This is a genomic window from Curtobacterium pusillum, assembly GCF_013359865.1.
GTDB classification, from domain to species: domain Bacteria; phylum Actinomycetota; class Actinomycetes; order Actinomycetales; family Microbacteriaceae; genus Curtobacterium; species Curtobacterium pusillum.
The window spans coordinates 23444-43537 of the sequence record NZ_JABMCE010000052.1 but is presented as its reverse complement, the minus strand read 5'-3'; the positions used below and the strand labels follow the sequence as shown (position 1 = coordinate 43537).

Genomic DNA, 20094 nt, shown 5'->3' with positions numbered 1-20094 from the left:
CCCACCTCGCTCACCAGACGATCCGGGTGAACTCCTCGCGCAGGCGTCGGGCCCGCCCGGGGTGCACCTGCTCGACCCATCCGATCCGGCCGAGCAGGTGCGCCCGGAAGTCCGGGTGACCGGCGCGGTTCTGCGACGCAGGTCCGTGCTCGGCGGCGTTGTGCAGCAGCGCGTGCAGCCGGTCGACCTCGCGCCGACCGGGCGACGTCCGCTCGTTGACGACCACGCCAGTGACCGTCTGTCGGACCCCGCGGCGCCGCACCCGGGTCTTCCGGGGGTTCAGCCGGTGCCCCTGCTCCGTGACGATCCGGTCGACGCCGCGCAGGAACGCGTCCGTTCGCCGGGCGAGCCGGTGGCCACCGCTGAAGGTGAGGTCGTCGGCGTACCGCGTGTACACCGCGTCGACGGCAGCGGCCCAGCCGGCAAGGCGGGCGTCGAGGTGTCGGAGCGCCGTGTTCGCGAGAGCCGGTGAGGTCGGCGCGCCCTGGGGCAGGTGCGCTGCCGCGAGCATCTGACGGAGGGCAGTACGCTCCTCGGGCGTCCCCCCGTCGGGCATCGCGGTGAGCACGTGCGGCGGGACTCGGTGCGTGCAGATCCCGGTGAGCACGTGCGCGAGCGGCTCCGCGAACCCCGCCGACCGGAAGACGCCGTAGACCGTCGGAGCGGACACGCTCGCGAAGAACGACGTCAGGTCGGCCGAAACGACGACCTGCTGCCCGGTGTGGGCGGCGGCTCCGGTGACGACGCTCCGGCCGGCGACGAACCCGTGGGCCGCGTCGTGCACCGGCAGCGCGGTGAGGAGTTCGTCGAGGATCGTCCGCTGCGTGCGCCGCAGCACGTCCATCGGCTTCTCGAGCAGGCGCGGGGTGCGTCCGGGGCGCCGGACCCACTCGTGCCGGTGGTGATGCAGTGGGCTCGACGGACCCGGCCGGCGGTTCCAGCCTCGGGTGTCCGCGAGCCACAGCAGCCTGCCGACGGTGAGGTCGAGCTCCCGAGCGAGCTCGGGCAGCGTGTCGACAAGCAGCCGGCTCACGGTCTCCGGGCGGGAGCGCACGGCCGTCGCCCGACGCGCGAGGACCCGCACCGGACGTCGCGGTTCCCTCGACCGGTGCAGCTCGGCCAAGCGCGGAGACGAGGTGAGCACCGCCGCGAGCTGTCGCGGTGCGTCGACGGGCGGGCGCGGATGCGCCTCGAGCGCGGCGGCGACGGCCAGCCCGACGTACGCATGCTCGACCCCGACGACGGCGTAGCCCGCGGCGGTCAGCTCGTCGTGCGCCCACTGCTCGGCGGTCAGGAAGGAGTCGGCGAGGGCAACGGCGACGACGTCGAGAGGCGTGGGGTTCCCGGAGGACCTGTCGGTGCTTCCGTGCGGCGTCGCGCGCGGAGCGCGCCTGCCCGCTCGGGGCGTGTCGTCCTGCTGGTACCGCGTGCCCCGGGGTGACCCCGGGGAGGTCGGCGCGTCACGCGCGCCGGCCGCCTCCCCCGGGAACTCCACGCGATCACCATACGGCGATCCGCCGACGGACGGGAGGCGCGGGACGGCCGGCATCGCGCCTCCCGTCCGTCACGGCGTAACGTCGTTCCGCGTGACGATCGAACAACTCACCCAACCGCTCGCCGGGCAGGGGTGGGTGCAGATCGGCGAGGTCCTGCTCGCGTTCGCGCTCGCGTCCCTCATCGGCTTGGAACGGCAGCTCCGGTCGAAGAGCGCGGGCATCCGCACGCAGGCGATCGTCGGCACCGCCTCCGCGCTGATGCTCCTCGTCAGCAAGTACGGTTTCGGCGACGTCCTCGTGCCCGACCACGTGGTGCTCGACCCCTCCCGTGTCGCGGCGCAGATCGTCTCCGGGGTCGGGTTCCTCGGCGCGGGGCTCATCCTCACCCGGCGCGGCGCGGTCCGCGGCCTGACCACCGCCGCCGCGGTCTGGGAGACGGCGGCGATCGGCATGGCCGCGGGCGCCGGACTCTGGCTCCTCGCGCTCGTCGTGACCGCGCTGCACTTCGTCGTCGTGTTCGGGTACACGGCGATCGTGCGCGCACTGTCGGCCTCCGCCGAGCAGACGATGACGCTCGACGTGGTGTACGACGCCGGACGTGGCGTGCTCCCCGACGTGCTCGCGCTCGTCACCGCCGGGGGCTGGCGGGTCGCCCGGCTCGTCCGGCAGGACACCGACCGCACGGACGCGACCGCGGTGCGGATCGACATCGCCGGGCGGGCCGAGGGCGCCGCACTCCTCGCCCGGATCGGCGAGGTCGAGGGCGTGCGGATCGTCGACCCCTCGGCGGCGGACGAACTGGAGTGACCGTGGTCTCGTTCTTCCTGACCCACGCCGAGGTCGTCGTGGAGCCCGCCCGTCCGATCGAGTCGTGGGGTCTCTCCGACGCCGGCCGGTCCCGCGCCGCCCGAGCGGTCGACGTCGCCCGGCACCCGGAAGTCCGGCGGATCGTGTCGAGCGAGGAGCGGAAGGCCGTCGAGACCGCTGCGGTCCTGGGCACGGCGACGGGCATCGTCCCGACGACGCATGGGGCACTCGGGGAGATCGACCGGAGCGCCACCGGCTACCTGCCGTTCGAGGAGTTCGAGGGCGTCGTCGACGCGTTCTTCTCCGCGCCGGAGGAGTCCGTGCGCGGATGGGAGCGGGCCGTGGACGCCCAGGCACGGATCGTCGAGGCGGTCCGGCGGCTCACGGCGGACGACGATGCCGGCGACGTGACGATCGTGTCGCACGGCGCCGTCGGGGCGCTCCTGCTCGCGGACCTGCGCGGCGTGCCGATCTCCCGCGCGCTCGACCAGCCCGGGATGGGCAGCGTGTTCGCGTTCGATCCGCGCACCTGGCGTGCGACGAGCGACTGGAGGCGGGTCCCGGCGCGTTGACCCCGGGCGATGTCGTCCGCCGGAGCTCGGTGCGTGGGCACCGTCCGACACAGCACGCGTCGATCGACTCGTGTTTCGTCCCACGATGCCCACGCATCCGATGCGGGCGCATGCGTCGACACAGCACCCGTCGATCGTCACGTGTGGTGTCGACGGATGCGCAGGCATGCGCCGCCCGCGCCCGCGCCCGCGTCAGGCCGGCAGCTGCTCCCCCGCCTCGACCGCGACGTCGAGCCGGTTCTCCGCCGGCGGCAACGGGCACGTCGCGTGCGCGGTGTACGCGCACGGCAGGTTCGTCGCCCGGTTGAAGTCGATCGTCGTCACCCCGGAGGCGTCCGGCGCCGGGACGTCCAGACTCCGGTTGGCCGCGGAGGTCGTCACCCCGCTCGTCCGGTCGGTGAACAGCACGTGCAGCCCGTCGCCGTGCCCGTTGAACGCGAGGAGCGACCGCGGCCCGTCGAGGTCGAACGTCAGCACGCCCGGCGCCTCGTACACGTGCTGCAAGCCGTCGACCACCGAGCCGACCGTGACCTCGCGCGGCGTCTCGAACGGCTCGAAGTGCGCCTCGACCACGAACGCCGGGTCGGGGGCGTACGACGGCGTCCCCGCGTAGGAAACCCGGGTCGGGCTCGAGGGGCGCCGCGGCCGGATGACGTCGCTGCCACCACGTCGGGCGACCTCGACCACGACGGTCTCGTCACCGTCCCGCCACACGACCGCGGTGCTCGAGCGCTCGGGCAGCGGACCGAACCGGTGGGTCGCGGTGACCCGCACGCCGTCGACCTCGACCGCCTCGGCGCCGTCGAGCACCACCACGGGTCCGTCTTCCGACGTCGACCACGCTCCGGGCGCGTCGTCGAACCGCTCCGATGTCGCGGTCAACCAACGGATGCTCGTGATGGCGAGGAAGCCGTGCTCGTCGGCCCGGGCACGCTCGTGGGCGTCGTGCCAGGCCGCCCATCCGGCCTGGAAGTCGGGCGCGGTGGACGTCGTCGTGCTCATGGGACGACGGTACGTCGTCCGGCGGCGGAGTCGCGACGCGAGCCGTCTCGGGGCGTCACGCGGCGCTCGCAGGCACGCGCCGGAGCGCCGGTCAGACCACGCGCGTCGCCCCGGTGACCGGGCCGGGCTCCGCGTCCTCGTCGTCCGCAGCGTGCAGGACGTCCTCCGCCTGCCGGAGCAGATGGTGCGCCGCGAGCCCGATCGACCTCGCCCCGACGACCCCGACGAGCGCCGAGAGCAGCGCGAGGACGGCCGCTGTCGGGATCCACGCCGACGGCACGTCGAGGACCCGCAGCCACTCGATCGCCGCCGTCGCGACCGCGGCCGCCGGGAACGTGAACGACCAGAACCCGAGCGAGAACGACAGCCGGACGTACCGCGGCAGCAGCGCGACCTGCACGAGGAACAGCAGCGCTCCGAGGCCCGCGATCGCCTGCACGGGCAGGGTGACCGCGCCGTCGGTGAGCGCGAACAGCGACACCGTGGCGACCGCCGGCGGAGCGACGAGGATCGCCATCGTCGGCACCAGCGGCCCCGGCAGGGTCGGCCGGAAGCACAGCCGGATGAGCAGCAGGCCGGTCATCACGCCCCAGAAGAACACCCCGACGCCGAAGCACGCCCACGAGAGCCAGGTCGCGCCGACCTCGTGCGTCGCGACCGAACCGACCAGTGCCGCGGCGACCGTGGGCAGCAGGTAGCCGCCGTGCACGGACTCGAGCACGAGTCGGCCCTCGAACCACGTGGTGAGGAGCCAGGCGGCGAAACCGGCGGCCACCGCCACCGCCAGCAGCACCAGCACCTCGCCACCGACCGGCCAGGAGCGGGCCAGGTCGACCCCGAGCAGCATGGCCGTCGCCGGCACCAGCGCGGCGAGCGGCCCCTGCGCGGGGTGCCGGAGCTGGTCGACGAGCCGTTCCCGCGCCCGCACGCGGACACCCCGGACGGTGTGCGCGCCCAGCAGCCACACCCAGGCGATCGCCGCGATCGCCCAGAAGACCTGCGGGAGGAAGGCCGGCAGGTGCAGCGCGGGGGCCGCGTACGACCAGGTCTCGGCGAACCCGGCGAGCCCGAACGGCACGGCGAGGGTGTTGAGCGGGATGCGTGAAGTGGGTCGTGGCATGGCCTCTCCATTCTCCCGGTCGGGGCGGGGGCAGCGCGTCGTGCGACGTAACCGGCACCGGGTCCCGCGTCCGCAGGTGACAGATTGGGCACCATGTCCTTCGAGAACACCGACCACGTCCAGGCCACGACGGCCGGTTCGCTCCCCCGCACCCCCGAGCTCATCGCCGCGAACGCCGCCCGCCCGGTGGCCGCGGACGGTTTCACGCTCGAGACCACCGACGAGGTCCGGGCACTCACGAGCAAGGCCGTCGACGACGTCGTCGCACGCCAGGTCGCGCTCGGCATCACGCAGCCGGGCGACGGCGAGTTCGGCAAGGCCATGTCGAACGCGGTCGACTACGGCGCCTGGTGGGGCTACTCGTTCCAGCGCGTCAGCGGCCTCAGCCTGACCGAGGAGAACATCTTCACGCAGGAGCCGGTCCGCTCGACCCCGGGCGACGTCAAGCTGACGAGCTTCCCGGACCGCCGGGACTGGACGATCTTCCGCGACGCCTACACCGACCCGGAGTCGGGCATCGGCACGGGCAAGAACGCCACGGCCTTCCCGACCACGACCGGTCCGATCGTCTACACCGGGCAGGAGGCCGCCGCGACCGATGCCGCGAACCTGAAGCACGCGGTCGAGGCCTCCGGTGCCGAGAACGGCTTCATCACGGCGCTCTCCCCCGGCTCCGCCGCCCGCATCGCGAACGAGTACTACGCGACCGACGAGGAGCACATCTGGGCGTGGGCGGACGCGCTCCGCGAGGAGTACCGGACCATCCTCGACGCGGGTCTCGTGCTGCAGATCGACGACCCGTCGATCGCCGAGAACTGGGACCAGATCAACCCCGAGCCGAGCGTCGAGGACTACCGCGCCTTCACCCGGATCCGCGTCGAGGCGCTCAACCACGCGCTGAAGGGCCTCGACACGAGCCGCGTGCGCTTCCACCTCTGCTGGGGCTCCTGGCACGGTCCGCACACGACCGACATCGAGCTGCGTCACATCGTCGACCTCATGCTCGACATCGACGCCGGCGCGTACTCGTTCGAGGCCGCGAACGCCCGCCACGAGCACGAGTGGACGGTCTGGCAGGACGTCGCGCTGCCCGACGGCAAGGTCATCGTCCCGGGCGTCGTCGGCCACGCCACGAACGTCGTCGAGCACCCCGACCTCGTCGCGCAGCGCATCGAGCGGTTCGCCTCGGTCGTCGGCCGTGAGCGCGTGATCGCCGGCACCGACTGCGGCCTCGGCGGGCGCATCCACCCGCACATCGCGGCCGCGAAGCTCGAGTCCCTCGGCGAGGGCGCTCGCCGCGCGAGCGCGAAGCTGTTCTAGGAGTCTCCGACGGACGGACTGGAGGCGCGGGTCGGGCCCGCCCCGTGCCTCCAGTCCGTCAGCGGCGTGCGCGCAGGGCGACCCCGGCGACGGCGGTGACCGCCCCGATCACGAGGAGGGGGCGCGTGACGCGCCGTCGCGTCGCGACCCAGCCGCCGTCCGTCGCGTAGCCGGCGTCGGCCGGAGCGTAGAGGTTCCCGTCGGTCGGAGCACCCTTGCCCCGCAGCGCGAACGTCTGGACCATCGGCTTCGTGATCGCGTGGAACAGGCCGGGGAACACGTACTGCAGCGGCACGAGCGACGCCTGGACGCGGCCGACGAACCGGTAGCGCTTCGGGTGCACGGCCGCCCGCACGACCGCGCGGCCCGCGCGCTGGACCGACACCGTCGGCGGGAGCGGGTGCGAGTTCTTGCCGGTGTAGTTGGCACCGTTCCGGTAGATCGGCGTGTCGATCGTCGAGGGCAGCAGGGCGGTGAACCGGATGCCGGTGCCCGCGAACTCGTCGCCGAGGACGTCGATCAGACCGAGCGCCGCGTGCTTGCTCGTCACGTACGCGGACTGGTACGGCGCCGAGAGCAGCGACTGGATGCTCCCGACGAGCACGTAGGTGCCCTCCCCTCGCTGCTTCCAGTGCGGGAGCAGGGCGGTGATGGCGTGCAGGTGTCCGTAGAGGTTCGTGTCGACGATGCGCTTGAAGGCCTTCGTCGGGGTCTGCTCGAACAGGCCGTAGGCGAACAGCCCGGCGTTGCCGACGAAGACGTCGATCCGGCCGAACCGGGTCGTGGTGGTGGCGACGAGGTCCCGGACGGCGTGCTCGTCGGCGACGTCCGTCGGGATCGCGATCGCCTCGGCGCCGAGCTCTCGACACTCGGCGGCGGCTGCCTCGAGGCCGTCGTGGCTCCTGGCGGCCAGGACGAGCGTCGCGCCGCGCCGGGCGAACTCGTGCGCAGCGGCCCTCCCGATGCCGCTCGATGCTCCCGTGACGACGACGATCTTCCCGCGGAACCGATGTGCCATGGAGTCGGTGCTACCCGACGACGGCTCGGCCCCCGCTCAGACCGCCGTACCCCGGGCGCCCCTGTCGCGCCGTGCACCGCCCGTGGCAGCATGGGCGCATGCGCAAGGACGACCTGACCGTCGACGAAGCGACCGTCATCGCCCAGCACGCCCGCGACGGCGTGCTCGAACTCGACGACCCCGAGGTCCGGAAGGTCGTCGAGCAGGCGAACCGTGTGCTCGTCCGCGCGCAGATGTGGGGCGAGGAGCGCAGTCCGAGGCTCCGTCGGCGCCGCCGGTTCATCGCGATCGGCGCGCTCCTCCTGGTGCTCGTCTGGGTCGCGGGACTGCTCGTGCCGCTCGCCGTCCGGTTCGGCTGACGCGCCGGAGGTCAGGGGCGGCCGCGGCCGGTCCGCGCGACGAGCCACAGGTAGGTGCTGTGCCCGATGAGCGCGAGACCGAAGAACACCGCGGCGACGGCGTAGACCCGGTCGAGCTTGCCCTGTCCGATCGCGAGCATCACGATGCAGAACACGACGGCCACGGCCAGCACGCCGACCTGCACCGTCGACCAGATCCGTCGGAAGCGCGGCATGCCCGTCTCGTTCACGCCTCCATTGTGCCGGATGCGGTCGGTGGTTCCGGAGCTCCTCGATGTGTTCGGACTTCCGCTCCGGCTCCTCGGGGCTGCTCGCATCTGGGCGACGACCCAGTCGAACCGGCGTTGCGTGGTCGCCGAACCGACAGCGACGGAACGAGGAGCACATGCGCGCAGTGGTGTGGCACGGGATCGGTGACATCCGGCTCGACGACGTACCGGAACCGGCGATCCAGGACCCGGAGGACGCCATCGTGCGGATCACGCGGAGCGCGATCTGCGGGACGGACCTGCACTTCGTCCGCGGCACGATGGCCCCGATGGAGGAGGGCACGATCCTCGGGCACGAAGCCGTGGGGGTCGTCACCGAGATCGGTGATGCCGTGCGCGGGTTCAGCCCCGGCGACCGGGTCCTCATCAACTCGACGGTGTCCTGCGGCGCCTGCCGGTACTGCCGGATGGGCAAGACCGCACAGTGCGACCGCGCGAACACCAACGGGCCGCAGGCCGGCACGGCGTTCTTCGGCGGTCCCGCGTCCACCGGGCCGATCGACGGGCTGCAGGCCGAGTACGCCCGAGTGCCGTGGGCGCGGAACACGATGCACCCGCTGCCCGACAACGTCTCCGACGAGCAGGCGATCCTGCTCTCCGACATCTTCCCGACCGGCTGGTTCGGCGCCGAGCTCGCCGGGGTCACCCGCGGTGACGTCGTGGTCGTCTTCGGCGCGGGCATCGTCGGCCAGTTCGCCGCGGCCTCCGCGTACAAGCAGGGCGCCGGCCGGGTGATCGTCGTCGACGGCGACGAGACCCGGCTCGCCGCCGCACTCGCGCAGCACTGCGAGGTCGTCGACTACAACGCGGAGGACCCGGTCGAGGCGATCATGTCCCTGACGGACGGCATCGGCGCGGACTGCGTCATCGACGCCGTGGGCGTCGACGCCGAGCGACCGAAGCGCGGCCCCGCGGCGGTCGACGCCGAGCAGGCCGCGGCGTTCGACGATGAGGTCGCCACGGTCGCCCCCGACGCCTCGGCCGACGGGTTCGGCGACGCCCACCAGTGGAAGCCCGGCGACGGCCCCTCGCAGGTGTCGCAGTGGGCGGTCGCCGCCGTCGCGAAGTACGGCCGCATCGGCATCATCGGCGTGTACGGGCCGACCGCCGAGCGGTACCCCATCGGCGCGGCCATGCTCAAGAACCTGACGATACGGATGGGGAACTGCGACCACCACTCCGTCACCCCGCCCCTCATCGACATGGTCGCCGCCGGGCAGTTCGACCCGACGGCGCTCATCACGGAACACGAACCCATCGGATCGGCGATCGACGCCTACGAGGCGTTCGACCGTCGCGAACCCGGCTGGGTGAAGGTCGAACTGGAGCCGAGCACCCGATGAACGCGCCCCGCGACCAGTACGAGCCCGGCGACCCGCGCACCCGCTACCCCGACGTCGAGCCGGAGCCGCAGACGCAGGCCGAGCCGGGCCTCCAGTCCGACATGCGGCCCGTGCCCGATCTCGGCGAGTCGACCTACCGGGGCACCGGCCGGCTCGCCGGCCGGAAGGCGCTCATCACCGGTGCCGACTCCGGCATCGGCGGGGCCGTCGCGATCGCGTTCGCGCGCGAGGGCGCCGACATCGCACTCGCTTACCTGCCGGAGGAGCAGCCGGACGCCGACCACGTCATCGAGCAGATCCGCGCCGCCGGCCGGACGGCCGTGCCGATCCCCGGCGACCTCCGTGACCGCGCCCACGCCCACACACTCGTCGAGCAGGCCGTCGACGGGCTCGGAGGAATCGACGCCCTCGTCAGCGGCGCCGGGAAGCAGCGCTGGCAACCCGAGGTCACCGACCTCAGCGACGAGCAGTTCGAGGCGACGTTCGACGTCAACGTGTTCGCGCTGTTCCGGCTCGTGAAGGCCGCACTCCCCCACCTGCAGCCGGGCTCGACGATCACCACCACGGCATCGATGGAGGCGTACCAGCCCGCACCCGACCGGCTCGACTACGCGGCGTCGAAGGGCGCGGTCAACAACCTCTCCAAGGGGCTCGCGCAGGCACTCGTCGAACGCGGCATCCGCGTGAACGTCGTCGCGCCGGGACCGACGTGGACCGTCCTGCAGCCCAGCGGCGGCGTCGACCCGGAGTCCCTTCCGGAGTTCGGGTCGAGCGAGTCCCCGATGGGCCGCGCGGCGCAACCCGCGGAACTCGCGCCGGCGTACGTGTTCCTGGCGTCGCACGAGTCGAGCTACGTCGCGGGCGAGACGCTCAACGTGAACGGTGGCATGGTCACGCCCTGACGGTCTGGTTTGGTCTGGTCCCGTCTGGTCCGGTCCGTGGTGGCGCCGCGGCGCTGCTAGCGTGCACCCATGTCCTGGGGCCGGTGGTACTTCGCGGTCCAGGCCGTCGCCGGGGCCGCCTGGTGGGCCGCGGTGTTCACCGTCCCCGCGGTCCGGACGGCCACCCTCGGATCCGTCCAGCCCATCCTCGTCGCGCTGGCCGACGTCCCCCTCTTCGTCGTCGCGTCGGCGCTCGCCGCCGCCGGCGTGCGCGCGGCCGCGGTCGTCGCCACCGTCTGGACGGCCGTCGTGATGGCCGCTCTCGCGGTCTGGGCGACCGTCACGACCGAGGCCGGCGTCGGCGTCCTCGTCATGATCGGCGCGACCGTCGGGTCCGTGCTCGCGCTCGCCCTGGTGCTGCTCGGGCGGATCCCGACCGAGTGGGTGACGTCCGGGCCGCTCCGCTTCCGCACGGCCGACCCCGACGCCGGACGACGACGGCACGTGCTCGGCACCACCCTGCAGATCGTCGTGTTCTGGGGACTGTTCCTCGGGGTGTTCCCGCTGGCGATCGCGTTCGCCGAACACCGCTGGCAGCTGCACCCGCCGCTCCCGGGGCCGGTCACCGTCGTGTCCGTCGTCACCGGAGTGGTCGTCCTCGTCGCCGCGAGCGTGCTCGGCATCCTCTCCGCCGCCGCGATGTCGACCCAGGGCGCCGGCACGCCCCTGCCGTCGGCGATGCCGAACCGGCTCGTCGTCGCCGGCCCGTACCGCTCGGTGCGCAACCCGATGGCCCTCGCCGGGATCGCGCAGGGCGTCGCCGTCGGCCTCCTGCTGACGTCCTGGACGGTCGTCGTCTACGCGCTCGCCGGCTCGATCGTGTGGAACTGCATCGTGCGTCCGCTCGAGGAGGACGACCTCGAGCACCGCTTCGGCGACGACTTCCGCCGCTACGCCGCGCAGGTCCGCTGCTGGGTGCCACGGTGGCCGATCCCGGCGAGCGCCCCGGCGGACGCGATCAGCCCGCCGCGCCGCTGATGTTGACGAGCCAGGTCACACCGAAGCGGTCGGTGAGCATGCCGAAGGTGTCGCCCCACGGTGCCTTCGTGAGCGGCTCGATGACCGTCTTCGCACCCTCGGACAGACCGTTCCAGTAGCGGGTGAGGGCTTCCTCGTCGTCCCCGCTGAGCGACACCGAGATGTTGCTGACGTCCGGACCCTCCGTGCCGGTCGGGGCGTCCGAGGCCATGAGCAGGAGGCCGTTCTCGCCCTCGAGCTGCCCGTGCATGACCTTGTCGGCGTCCGCGGGGTCCTGCGCCATGCCGGCCTCACCGAACGTGCTGATGGTGAGCTCGCCGCGGAACACGTCGTGGTAGAAGCCGAGCGCGTCACGGGCCTGGTCGCGGAGGCCGATGTACGGGTTGAGTCGGACGGTCATGATGGACTCCTCGCGGTGGTGCACGGGCGTCGTCGTCCGTGTCGCGCCCATCGTCTCAGAGCACGGGGCTCCGTGGAAGAGCACGACGCGTCCGTGCAGGATGGGCTGATGGGACCCGATGACGCGTTCGACGAGCACCTCACCGCCCGGATGCCGTGGACCGAGGTCGTGGGCGTGCTCGAGCGGCTCGGCTGGACGCCGTGCGGAACCGGTGACTGGGCGTACGCGCTCCGATCGCCCTCGGGCGCGCTGGCGGCGCGGATCAGTCCGTTCGACCCCGCCGGCGCGTACTCGGCGGCGCTCTACCGCGAGGCCGCTCACACCAGGCAGGTGCCCGCGCTCGTCGACCGCCGTGTGCTCGACGGCGGTGCCGACCTCACCGTGATGGAGTACCTCGCCCCGGTGCCCGAGGACGAGGGCATCGCCTTCCAGCGGTCCATCACCCGCCGGGAGCCGGAGGTCGCGACGCTCGCCGCGCACATCGCCGACGTGCACGCCCGCGGGGCCCATGAGCAGCCGTGGTGGGGGCCGCTCGACGACAACCCGGCGAACGTCATGCGGGGTGCGGACGGCCGGCTCGTCGTCGCCGACCTGTTCTACGCCGACGGGCCCGCCCTGTTCCGGGCTGTGCGCGACGACCCGTACCGGATCGTCCGCGACTACCCGGAGCACCTCCGCCGACACATGACGGAGCTGCCGCTGGCGAGCTCGGGCGGGTGGGCGGACGGGGACGCGGAGCGGATGCGAGCGGGGCTCGCGGCGGCGGACGCCCGGCTGCGCGGCCGGGGGTGAGGGGCGGTGCTCGCGATGTGGCTTCGGAGCGTCCGCGACGGAACTCCTCGGTCGTGCCGCTCGTACCATCGACGCGTACCACAACCATTCGCGAAAGCGTGTGGTTGTGGTACGACGAGTCCGGCTGGACCACCATCGCCGCACCCTTCGCCCAGGGAGCCCTGCCTCCGGCCGACGCGATACGCGTCGAGCCCACGTTCGCTCGCGGCGCGGCCATCACCTTTTCATCCTGTCGGCGGATGTGCCGCAGAACGGAGGGGGCGATGGTAGGGGTGTGCGGGGAATCCGGTCGTCCGCGACCGCGGCCGTGGGGGCCGTGGTCGCGACGACCCGGCGCTTGAGCCAGCCACGTCGCCGACCCGTCAGCGACGGGTGCGCAGGCCTTCGGCGCGGACGAAGTCCCGGATGCGACGTGCCCCGACGAGCAGCACCTTCGGGAGCACGGCCTCGTCGAACACGTGGCGACGCCGGCGGCGGTTCGACGCGCCGTTCCGCAGGTTGTACCGGACGAATCGCCACGAGAGCCGCTCGTCGACGCCGAGCCCTCCGGCCCGGTCGCCGCGGCGGAGCATGCGCCGGACGTACCGCACCAGCGTTCGTGCCGTGGAGATCTCGAGGACGATGATCCCGGTCGCCCGTTCGAGTCACGCGGGCAGCAGTGTCGAGTAGTTCCCGTCCAGCACCCAACGGTCGCCGTCCACGGCCGCCGAGCGCAGTCGTTCGAACTCGGCGTCCGGGCGCAGCACCGTCGGCGATCTCCCCGATCCGTTCCTTCAGCGCCGCGTAGCGGGCTCGTGCGTCCGCGTGGTGGAGCAACCGGTCGCGGACGAGCCGCTGGTTGCAGGTGTTCCACGCATCATGCGCGAACACGTGCACGATGTGCGTCCGCACCCCGTCCCGGCTGCGCACGTATACGCCGTGGTTCTTCGGTCCGGACCGGTGCTGCCGGTAGCCGAGCGCTTCGAGGGCAGGGCCGAGGGTGAACGGGTCCACTCCGGGAGCAGCCCGTGCGGCGACGTCGATGATCGGCTTCGCAACGAGTCCCGGGACGGCGGTGCTGCCGATGTGCTCGACCTCGGTGACCCTGCCCTCGCACGCAGCGACGAGCCGAGCGGCTTCGCGCCCGTACGCGCTCGGCCAGGCAGCGTCGGGGTCCTCGAGGTGCACCATCACGAGCACGATAACCCCAGCAGCGGCGGGACTCCGTAGGGCGACCTCAGACCGCGGACGCGTCGGGACCCGATCCTCGGTCCCCCGCATGCACGTGCCGGTCGACGTACCTGCGGGCGCGGCGGATCCTGCGCAGCGTCAACGGGAACACGAGTGCCAGCACGACGACGATCGCGGCCAGGAAGACCTCCGGCAGCAGACCCAGGTCACCCCGTACCACGTAGGACAGGCACTGGAAGACGATCGCGACGTAGAGCAGACCGGTGAAGCCGAGCTGGAACTGCAGGACGAGCGGCAGGATCTGGGCGTACCGCACCGCACCCCGCGCATCGGTGCCGTCCAACGGCAGGTCCTTGCCCCGGAGCACGACCTTCGCGAACCGGCGCAGGCGCCCGATGTCCCGTCCGCCGGCATCCCGGAGCGCACGGCTGAACGGGAGCGCGACGAACAGGGTGGCCATCGCGGTCGCGGTGAACGTCAGCTGCCCCGCGAGGAGCACCGTTTGGGTGAGCGCTTCGACGCGGCCTCCGCCCAGCGCCGTGAGCAGAGCCGCGCCGATCGTCGCGACGGCGGCCGCGATCACGAAGGTGACGCCGATCACGACCAGCTTCCGCCGGACGACGCTGCCGTCCGGGACCGACGGGCCGAGGTCCTCCGGGATCGGGCGCTCCGTGCGGCGGAACAACGCGCCGAGGGGCCGCGCGACGGCGAGGAGCACCGCGGCGCCGAGCACGAGCACCACCGGCACCCACAGGGGTGCTCGGGCGGACAGCGTCGCGAGGACGATGAAGACCGCCGCCACGACCTCGACCGCGATCACCGCCGCGAACCACCACCCCAGGTACCGACGACTCTCGGGCGATGACCGGTGGTCCCAGTACCCCGCGAAGGCGCCGATCACGGCCGGGCCCATGACGATGAACGGCGTGGTGGCGGCGGTCGCGACGAGCAACCAGCGCGACGCGTCCTGGAGCTCGAAGCCCACCACGAGCCCGACGCCCAACGACAGTGCCGTCGCCGTGATGATCATCAGCAGGTAGATCAGTACTCGCACGGGGCCCCCTCGGATGCGTCGTCGCGCCCCATGGTGGCCCGCACCCCGTCGTGCCCGTCCGATCCGTGCGGTTCCCCGCAACGCCGACGGCGACGGCGACGGCGATGCCGACGGCGACGGCCACGGCCACGGCCACGGCCACGGCCACGTTAGGAGGGTCAGCGCCCGATCGCGCGCAACTCCAGCGCGACGTCGTTCACCGCCGCCACCAACCGGTCCCCGTCGTCCACGTCCCGTGGACCGGGCGCCCCGGCATCCCGCGCCTTGCCGTCGGGCCACGGAGCCCGGAACGGCCGGCCGACCGCGCGGAGGTCGTCTCGGGTCCACCCGTTCCGCACCAGCTGCGCTGCCGTGTCGGCTCGCTCGCGAACCTGCTCGGCCGACGGTTCGCCGACCAGGTCGAGGAAGCGGCTCAGCTCCGTGCACGCGGCGATGTAGCGCTCGAGCTGGTCGCGTCGGTCGTCGTCGTCGTACCGCCCGCCCCGCATGACCCGCCGCAACCATCGCACCGGACCATGGTGACACCGAGCGAGTCCGGCGTCTGCGAGTCCGGTATCCGGTGGGCCCTGCCGGGATCGAACCGACGACATCCACGGTGTAAATGTCCTTGTCCCTGGGCGCAGCCGGACCGGTAGGCAAGTAACCGCAAGCATCGCAGCTGTTTGAAGTCCGGTTCTTTGCGGTTGGTTGCCACCGCGTCCGCGTCTTCACCAACACCACACCGACACGCAGAAGCACCACCGCACACACCAGGACTCGCGGCGCCGGCGCCGAAGGCGGCGAAGGCCCGCGCGACGAATTGGCCGCGCCAGGAGCTCGACGATACCCGATTTGATCTGGGCTTTCCTTCATTGGAGCTCCCGCGGCGTCGGCTCATGCATAGGGCGTGCATGACCAACGCAAACACCTACATCATCAAGGCCAGCAGCGCTCAGACGTCGAACGGCCAGACCACACCTTCTCGTCAAGGCCGCGGTTTCACGCACGAGTCGGGCCCGCACAACCCGAACATCGAGTGGTACACCCCGGCCGCCGTCTTCAACGCTCTGGGCGTCGAGTTCGACCTCGACCCCTGCTCCCCCGGTTCCGCGCTCTCGAACGTCCCGGCCGTGAGCTGCTTCACCATCGACGATGACGGGCTGACCTCCCCGTGGCACGGCATGTGCTGGGTGAACCCGCCGTACGACGACACGGACACATGGCTCGAAAAGCTGGCCGCACACGGCGATGGCATCGCACTCGTCTTCGCACGCACGGACACCAAGTGGGCGCACAAGGCGATGGCGTCGGCCGACATCGTCTGCTTCACCGCTGGCCGCATCAAGTTCATCAACGGCCAGACGGGCCGGCCGCAGGGGTCGCCTGGCGCAGGGTCGATGTTCCTGGCATGGGGAGAGCGAGCCGCGAGAGTGCTCCGCCAGGCTGACCTCGGGCTCTGCTTCTCCGTTCTGAGCTGACCACCGGCTGACCCAGAGGCCCTCGATGCTGCTTCGCATCGAGGGCCTCTTCGCGCGCTCACATCACGTCGAGGATGCCAGCGCGCTCCAGGATCAGGAGCATCTGCACGACGTTCGGCCCCACCCGCTCCACCGAACCCGTCGGTAACGGCGCACCCTGCAGCTGCCGGACGGTGAGGTAGAGCGCCGGCTTGCCGACCCACCGCTCCGGGAGGTCGGATTCGAACCGCTCGCCCTTCGGCGCTGTGCAGATGGCCAACTCCTCTCCCGTCATCGACGCGGTGCCACGACGTCGATGCACGCGCTCCCAGTGTTGCAGTTCGGCGTGCTGTGCCCTCTGGGCTACGGCAACCATCAGCTCGACGCTATTCGAGGCACCCGGCAGCAGGTGAACCAGCGCAGCTCGCGGATCATCGAACAGCAACCAGTCTCCGCTGATATGGACGAGGGAGTGGGCTGACGGCTCGGCGGTCACGACGGCGGCCGACGCCGTCCCGCACGAATGTCGGCAAGGTAGTCGAGCGGTTGTTGCAGCGACCACAGCGCATCGAGCAGGTGGCCATCTTCCGGCATTGCCCAGCCGAGGAGAGCGGTGGCCTCAGCGGGTGAGAAGATCTCGCCTGCCCGGACCACCGCGGTCCAATCAGCGCGGATGTAAACGCGGCCGACCTCGTCGGGCGCATCCCGCTTGGCAACTCGCGCGTACTCGCTAGCCCCTTCCGGCGGGGTGACGAGCTCGACTACCAGCCCGACGCCGGGACCCAGCGTGAGGACCTGCGCGCGAACGCGGACCTCCGCGTCTTCGTCAGGCCCGCTGCGGTACTCGATGAGCATCGGCTCGCCGGCGGTCGGCGACGAAGAATGCGCATCGACGGTCGAACGCAGGCGCTCCCAGGAAATGGCTCGCCACGTATCGCTGCCCGTTTGCAGCACGGAGAGAGACCCTGCTGCGAGGTGCTGCTTGGCCTCGGGGTAGCGGCTCATGCGAGGTCCACGGCTGTCGCAGTGATCGTGCGTCGCGCCCCAGTCGGTCCCGATCTGTTCACGAGAGATATATTCGCGGACTGCACGACATGCGTGCGTACGGACGTTCCGACGACGGCATCGGGACTGGTGCTGATCATCCGCACACGGTGTGTTCGCAGGCCGGAGGTCCGAATGCGCGGCGGGGGCTGAGTTCATCACGCCTGCGTCTATGCGGCGAACTGCGGCGTCGACGCGACTCTCTCGAGGGTCGGCGCGAGCTGGCCAGCATCGAGCAAGCGGTGGCTTGCCAGTGCTCGACGAATGAACGGGAGCGTCAAGTCACCGCAGATCGCCGGTAGCACGGCGATCGGGAGAGGTAGAAGGCCCCTTGACTTGAAGACTTATGTATAGAGGATACATAGAAGAAGAAGAAGAAGTAGATCGGCCCTAGATCCCCACACCTATATATCCCCCAAAAGGTCTATAGCTGTACCTCCCCGCAACGGGCATGCACGGAAGCCACGCGAGGTATCCCCAGGTCAGACCAACTTTTCGCCTACTTTCAGGGCTCATTACGGGCAAGCAGCATCCGCTGGGAACGACGGTCCGGGCACCCTGGATGCCCGTCAGAAGCCCCCGCTGACATGGTCTACCAGCCCCCTTCCTCGCTGACGACTGCGACTGGGACGCACCGGCCTCGCCGTCGTTGGATCAGACCGAAAACACAGGTCGGCTCAGTCCGTCTTGGTCACTCCGAGATTTTCGCCGCATAGGAGTGTGTGGACAGCAAACAGCCTGTCCGTCCACCGCGAGGAAGCGAACACATGTCCCCCACCAACCAGAGCGCCACCAACGGCGCCATGTCACTCCGAGAGCTCGCTGCGGCGGCTGACGTCACCATCGGCACCGTGTACGCATGGAGCGCCAAGGGCATGCTTCCCGAGTCCGCGTTCAAGGTCGATGGAAAGTATTGGATCCCTCGCGCCGACGCGGACGTGCTCATCGCAGAGCGGCGTGCGGACAAGCAGCGGTTCTTCGGTCAGAACACGGAACCGTTCCCGCCGGACGTTGAAACGGTCGGGCTCGAGTGGCTCGCTGCCCAGCTCAACGTCTCAACACGCCGGGTGTGGGCACTCAGTGCAGAGGGCGCGTTGCCTGCATCCGCGCGTCGGATCGGGCGATCCATGCAGATCCCCATCGAGGATGCGCGCGCGTTCGTCGAAGAGCGGCGCAGCCGCAGGCGGCGCCCCTTCCCACGGCACCGGCAGGCGTCTCGGGCGACCGTGGGCCTTGGCTGGCTCGCCGACGAGATCGGCTGCCCTCGACAGTCGCTGTACTACATCATCAACGTCGTCCCGCTTCCGGACTCGACGTACTACGTCGGGAACGAGATGCGAATTCCGCGCCCGGACGGCGAGAACTGGGTCGCCGACTTCTCCGCGTCGCTCGAAGCCGACAACGCGAACGGGCGACGCCTCGGTGCAGCGCTGAATCGATCGCGAGCCGTGTGACGGTGGTGGGTCGGCCGACCAGCATCAGCCGACCCACCACCTGGTGGGATCGCTTGGGTCAGATCACCTCGTCGCGATACGCGGGCTGCGAATAGGCGAGTCCCTCCCAGCGGACTTGGAGTGGCCAGCCTCCGCCACTCGTGACGATTCCATGGCACCCGCCAGGCACGAACGTCCGACTCGTCCCACCATGGTCCTTGCTCGCAGCCACAACGGTTCCGGCAGTGATCTTCATAGCTGTACCTATCCTCACGGCGGCCGAACATCGGCAGCATGACGCCTATGCGCGGACAGCCGAGGCTTTCAGCGGTCCGTGGCAGGAACCTCGTCGGGCGTGATCGCCAGGATCGCATAACGGGGTGTGGTTCTTCGTTGGTGCTGGCGGCGGCATTCAAGGCCCCATCTTCCTCCGCGCATATCAGGGGCGGAACACGGCGACCCGCCCCGATTTCGAACAGGACCTGATGAGCAACACGAACGATGACTGGTGGAGTGGAGCTCGGCAGCGGATGGACATCCTTGACCTGGGCCAATGGTCCACTTGGCCCGTTGACGTCACCCCCGCACTCGTCGCCCTCGAACACGCCGGGCTCCCGGCCACCGTCGAGACATTCGACACGGTCCGTCTCGCCGACGGTCGCCGCGCCCGCGTGGCACCGGCAGCATCCCTCCGCCGTCAACCCGGAGTCGATCCCAACGAGCCGGAACTGCTGCTCGTACCCATGTCCTCATACGTCGCCCCACGAACGATGGTCGAAATCGCCCGCGCCTCGCCGAACGTGCTGCTCGTCAACGGCTCACAGGTGTGGGAGGACGGCCGACAGATCGCCGGGGCGTGCCCGTTTCAGATGCGCGGCGTCGACCGGTACGCGGTGTTCGCTGTCGCGCGCACCCTTCCCGTGGCGAGCGGCCGCATCGACCAACTCGCGGCCCGCACCGGGATGAGCGTCGGACGGGTCGGTGACGCGCTCACCATCCTCGGCGACGCAGTCCGGCACGTCGACATCGGATGGGAAGCGGTGGACATGTTCGCCCTCGCCGACTGGGCGATGACCTACAACGGACCCGGCGGCATCGCCACAAGCTGGCACCACCCCGGCACCGTCGAAGAGCAAGCACGCCTCCTCATCGACGCCGGAGCACTCGTCTCCGGCGCATGGGCAGCAATGACCCCGTTCCCGGGATTGCCGTATCTCGGACGGGACGGCGACGTCGAGTCAGGACGAACCCGGGTCGCGTTCACTCGCACCATGCCCGACATGGCTGCGCTCGGGTTCACACCCGCCGTCCCACCGAAAGACGGACCGGCGCGGCCGAAGTTCACCGTCGCCGTCCCCGAAGACAACACCATCTTCGCCACCGCGAACTTCCCCGCCGGCGGCATCACTGACGAGACCATCACCGCCGCCACCCTCCTGCACGGCTACCACGAAGCCGACCTCGCCAACCAAGTCCGCGGCCGTATCCACTTTCAGGCCGACGTCTACTACGACCTAATTCACCAGCTCCCGGACTGAAG

At 71.1% G+C, this 20094-nt stretch carries 22 protein-coding genes and 1 pseudogene; 11 read left to right on the top strand and 12 right to left on the bottom strand.

Translation table 11 applies throughout. The features are described from left to right. Nucleotides 1-10 precede the first annotated feature (10 nt). Nucleotides 11-1495, bottom strand: coding sequence for a reverse transcriptase family protein (locus tag HP507_RS18120; RefSeq protein WP_217508454.1), 1485 nt, complete (start codon nucleotides 1493-1495; stop codon nucleotides 11-13). Between the two features lie 91 nt (nucleotides 1496-1586). Between HP507_RS18120 and HP507_RS03435 the strand changes: the two genes are divergently transcribed. Together HP507_RS03435 and HP507_RS03430 are read left to right on the top strand one after the other, a co-directional pair. Next, nucleotides 1587-2303 carry an MgtC/SapB family protein gene (locus HP507_RS03435; RefSeq protein WP_271207040.1) on the top strand — a complete coding sequence of 239 codons (717 nt, stop codon included), beginning with the start codon at nucleotides 1587-1589 and terminating at the stop codon, nucleotides 2301-2303. Next, nucleotides 2300-2875 (top strand): histidine phosphatase family protein, encoded by a 576-nt coding sequence (locus HP507_RS03430; protein ID WP_175350452.1) that lies wholly within the window; start codon nucleotides 2300-2302, stop codon nucleotides 2873-2875. Before HP507_RS03435 ends, HP507_RS03430 begins: the two co-directional genes overlap by 4 nt. Nucleotides 2876-3067: 192 nt before the next feature. Here the strand turns inward: HP507_RS03430 and HP507_RS03425 are convergent, their stop codons facing one another. Further along, on the bottom strand, nucleotides 3068-3877 hold the full coding sequence (locus HP507_RS03425; RefSeq protein WP_175350451.1) for a DUF1684 domain-containing protein: 810 nt from the start codon (nucleotides 3875-3877) through the stop codon (nucleotides 3068-3070). Nucleotides 3878-3968: 91 nt separating this feature from the next. After that, nucleotides 3969-4997: an SLAC1 family transporter gene (locus HP507_RS03420; RefSeq protein WP_175350450.1), complete on the bottom strand. Its 1029-nt coding sequence runs from the start codon at nucleotides 4995-4997 to the stop codon at nucleotides 3969-3971. Between the two features lie 93 nt (nucleotides 4998-5090). Between HP507_RS03420 and HP507_RS03415 the strand changes: the two genes are divergently transcribed. Continuing rightward, complete coding sequence (locus HP507_RS03415) at nucleotides 5091-6317, top strand: cobalamin-independent methionine synthase II family protein (protein ID WP_175350449.1); 1227 nt, start codon at nucleotides 5091-5093, stop codon at nucleotides 6315-6317. Nucleotides 6318-6375: 58 nt separating this feature from the next. On the opposite strand, the gene HP507_RS03410 is transcribed toward HP507_RS03415, so the two are convergent. Continuing rightward, nucleotides 6376-7335 carry an SDR family NAD(P)-dependent oxidoreductase gene (locus HP507_RS03410; protein ID WP_175350448.1) on the bottom strand — a complete coding sequence of 320 codons (960 nt, stop codon included), beginning with the start codon at nucleotides 7333-7335 and terminating at the stop codon, nucleotides 6376-6378. A gap of 98 nt (nucleotides 7336-7433) precedes the next feature. Here HP507_RS03410 and HP507_RS03405 point away from each other — a divergent pair, with 98 nt between their 5' ends. Beyond that, entirely contained in the window at nucleotides 7434-7694 is a 261-nt protein-coding gene (locus HP507_RS03405; RefSeq protein WP_175350447.1) for a hypothetical protein, read from the top strand. An 11-nt stretch (nucleotides 7695-7705) separates the two neighbouring features. Here HP507_RS03405 and HP507_RS03400 read toward each other — a convergent pair whose 3' ends face one another. Beyond that, a complete protein-coding gene (locus tag HP507_RS03400; RefSeq protein ID WP_175350446.1) occupies nucleotides 7706-7924 on the bottom strand; it encodes a hypothetical protein in 219 nt (72 codons plus the stop codon). A 155-nt stretch (nucleotides 7925-8079) separates the two neighbouring features. On the opposite strand from HP507_RS03400, the gene HP507_RS03395 reads away from it, so the two are divergent. The 3 genes from HP507_RS03395 (at nucleotide 8080) to HP507_RS03385 (ending at nucleotide 11225) form a co-directional block, all read left to right on the top strand. Continuing rightward, a complete protein-coding gene (locus tag HP507_RS03395) occupies nucleotides 8080-9306 on the top strand; it encodes an alcohol dehydrogenase catalytic domain-containing protein (protein WP_175350445.1) in 1227 nt (408 codons plus the stop codon). After that, nucleotides 9303-10208 carry an SDR family oxidoreductase gene (locus HP507_RS03390; protein WP_175350444.1) on the top strand — a complete coding sequence of 302 codons (906 nt, stop codon included), beginning with the start codon at nucleotides 9303-9305 and terminating at the stop codon, nucleotides 10206-10208. Before HP507_RS03395 ends, HP507_RS03390 begins: the two co-directional genes overlap by 4 nt. A 69-nt stretch (nucleotides 10209-10277) precedes the next feature. Next, nucleotides 10278-11225, top strand: a complete 948-nt coding sequence (locus HP507_RS03385; RefSeq protein WP_175350443.1) for a methyltransferase family protein — start codon at nucleotides 10278-10280, stop codon at nucleotides 11223-11225. On the opposite strand, the gene HP507_RS03380 is transcribed toward HP507_RS03385, so the two are convergent. Then, a complete protein-coding gene (locus HP507_RS03380) occupies nucleotides 11206-11625 on the bottom strand; it encodes a VOC family protein (protein ID WP_175350442.1) in 420 nt (139 codons plus the stop codon). The two genes, HP507_RS03385 and HP507_RS03380, sit on opposite strands and share 20 nt — an antisense overlap. Nucleotides 11626-11733: 108 nt before the next feature. On the opposite strand from HP507_RS03380, the gene HP507_RS03375 reads away from it, so the two are divergent. Further along, nucleotides 11734-12417 carry a hypothetical protein gene (locus HP507_RS03375; protein ID WP_175350441.1) on the top strand — a complete coding sequence of 228 codons (684 nt, stop codon included), beginning with the start codon at nucleotides 11734-11736 and terminating at the stop codon, nucleotides 12415-12417. A gap of 362 nt (nucleotides 12418-12779) precedes the next feature. Here HP507_RS03375 and HP507_RS18295 read toward each other — a convergent pair whose 3' ends face one another. The 4 genes and pseudogenes from HP507_RS18295 to HP507_RS03360 all read right to left on the bottom strand — a co-directional run bounded on the left by HP507_RS18295 (nucleotide 12780) and on the right by HP507_RS03360 (nucleotide 15150). Continuing rightward, nucleotides 12780-13007, bottom strand: a complete 228-nt coding sequence (locus HP507_RS18295) for a hypothetical protein (protein ID WP_271207122.1) — start codon at nucleotides 13005-13007, stop codon at nucleotides 12780-12782. Between the two features lie 181 nt (nucleotides 13008-13188). After that, nucleotides 13189-13587, bottom strand: a pseudogene (locus HP507_RS18290) (GrpB family protein); the annotation flags it as partial. Between the two features lie 46 nt (nucleotides 13588-13633). Then, nucleotides 13634-14641 carry a hypothetical protein gene (locus HP507_RS03365; RefSeq protein WP_175350439.1) on the bottom strand — a complete coding sequence of 336 codons (1008 nt, stop codon included), beginning with the start codon at nucleotides 14639-14641 and terminating at the stop codon, nucleotides 13634-13636. A 158-nt stretch (nucleotides 14642-14799) separates the two neighbouring features. Then, entirely contained in the window at nucleotides 14800-15150 is a 351-nt protein-coding gene (locus HP507_RS03360; RefSeq protein WP_175350438.1) for a hypothetical protein, read from the bottom strand. Between the two features lie 381 nt (nucleotides 15151-15531). Between HP507_RS03360 and HP507_RS03355 the strand changes: the two genes are divergently transcribed. Beyond that, complete coding sequence (locus tag HP507_RS03355) at nucleotides 15532-16098, top strand: DNA N-6-adenine-methyltransferase (RefSeq protein WP_175350437.1); 567 nt, start codon at nucleotides 15532-15534, stop codon at nucleotides 16096-16098. Between the two features lie 58 nt (nucleotides 16099-16156). On the opposite strand, the gene HP507_RS03350 is transcribed toward HP507_RS03355, so the two are convergent. Both HP507_RS03350 and HP507_RS03345 read right to left on the bottom strand, forming a co-directional pair. Next, complete coding sequence (locus HP507_RS03350) at nucleotides 16157-16573, bottom strand: hypothetical protein (RefSeq protein ID WP_175350436.1); 417 nt, start codon at nucleotides 16571-16573, stop codon at nucleotides 16157-16159. Next, nucleotides 16570-17082 carry a hypothetical protein gene (locus HP507_RS03345; RefSeq protein WP_175350435.1) on the bottom strand — a complete coding sequence of 171 codons (513 nt, stop codon included), beginning with the start codon at nucleotides 17080-17082 and terminating at the stop codon, nucleotides 16570-16572. Before HP507_RS03345 ends, HP507_RS03350 begins: the two co-directional genes overlap by 4 nt. 806 nt (nucleotides 17083-17888) lie before the next feature. Between HP507_RS03345 and HP507_RS03340 the strand changes: the two genes are divergently transcribed. Further along, nucleotides 17889-18575, top strand: a complete 687-nt coding sequence (locus HP507_RS03340) for a hypothetical protein (protein ID WP_175350434.1) — start codon at nucleotides 17889-17891, stop codon at nucleotides 18573-18575. 359 nt (nucleotides 18576-18934) lie between these two features. Further along, the gene (locus HP507_RS03335) at nucleotides 18935-20092 is read left to right on the top strand and encodes a hypothetical protein (RefSeq protein ID WP_175350433.1); all 1158 of its coding nucleotides are present in this window, start codon (nucleotides 18935-18937) and stop codon (nucleotides 20090-20092) included. Nucleotides 20093-20094 lie beyond the last annotated feature (2 nt).

What these genes read in the sequence shown, in the direction of transcription:
- HP507_RS03425 (WP_175350451.1), bottom strand. Translation starts at nt 3,877, where the DNA reads ATGAGCACGACGACGTCCACCGCGCCCGACTTCCAGGCCGGATGGGCG.
- HP507_RS03420 (WP_175350450.1), bottom strand. Translation starts at nt 4,997, where the DNA reads ATGCCACGACCCACTTCACGCATCCCGCTCAACACCCTCGCCGTGCCG.
- HP507_RS03415 (WP_175350449.1), top strand. Translation starts at nt 5,091, where the DNA reads ATGTCCTTCGAGAACACCGACCACGTCCAGGCCACGACGGCCGGTTCG.
- HP507_RS03410 (WP_175350448.1), bottom strand. Translation starts at nt 7,335, where the DNA reads ATGGCACATCGGTTCCGCGGGAAGATCGTCGTCGTCACGGGAGCATCG.
- HP507_RS03405 (WP_175350447.1), top strand. Translation starts at nt 7,434, where the DNA reads ATGCGCAAGGACGACCTGACCGTCGACGAAGCGACCGTCATCGCCCAG.
- HP507_RS03395 (WP_175350445.1), top strand. Translation starts at nt 8,080, where the DNA reads ATGCGCGCAGTGGTGTGGCACGGGATCGGTGACATCCGGCTCGACGAC.
- HP507_RS03390 (WP_175350444.1), top strand. Translation starts at nt 9,303, where the DNA reads ATGAACGCGCCCCGCGACCAGTACGAGCCCGGCGACCCGCGCACCCGC.
- HP507_RS03385 (WP_175350443.1), top strand. Translation starts at nt 10,278, where the DNA reads ATGTCCTGGGGCCGGTGGTACTTCGCGGTCCAGGCCGTCGCCGGGGCC.
- HP507_RS03380 (WP_175350442.1), bottom strand. Translation starts at nt 11,625, where the DNA reads ATGACCGTCCGACTCAACCCGTACATCGGCCTCCGCGACCAGGCCCGT.
- HP507_RS03375 (WP_175350441.1), top strand. Translation starts at nt 11,734, where the DNA reads ATGGGACCCGATGACGCGTTCGACGAGCACCTCACCGCCCGGATGCCG.
- HP507_RS03355 (WP_175350437.1), top strand. Translation starts at nt 15,532, where the DNA reads ATGACCAACGCAAACACCTACATCATCAAGGCCAGCAGCGCTCAGACG.
- HP507_RS03345 (WP_175350435.1), bottom strand. Translation starts at nt 17,082, where the DNA reads ATGAGCCGCTACCCCGAGGCCAAGCAGCACCTCGCAGCAGGGTCTCTC.
- HP507_RS03340 (WP_175350434.1), top strand. Translation starts at nt 17,889, where the DNA reads ATGTCCCCCACCAACCAGAGCGCCACCAACGGCGCCATGTCACTCCGA.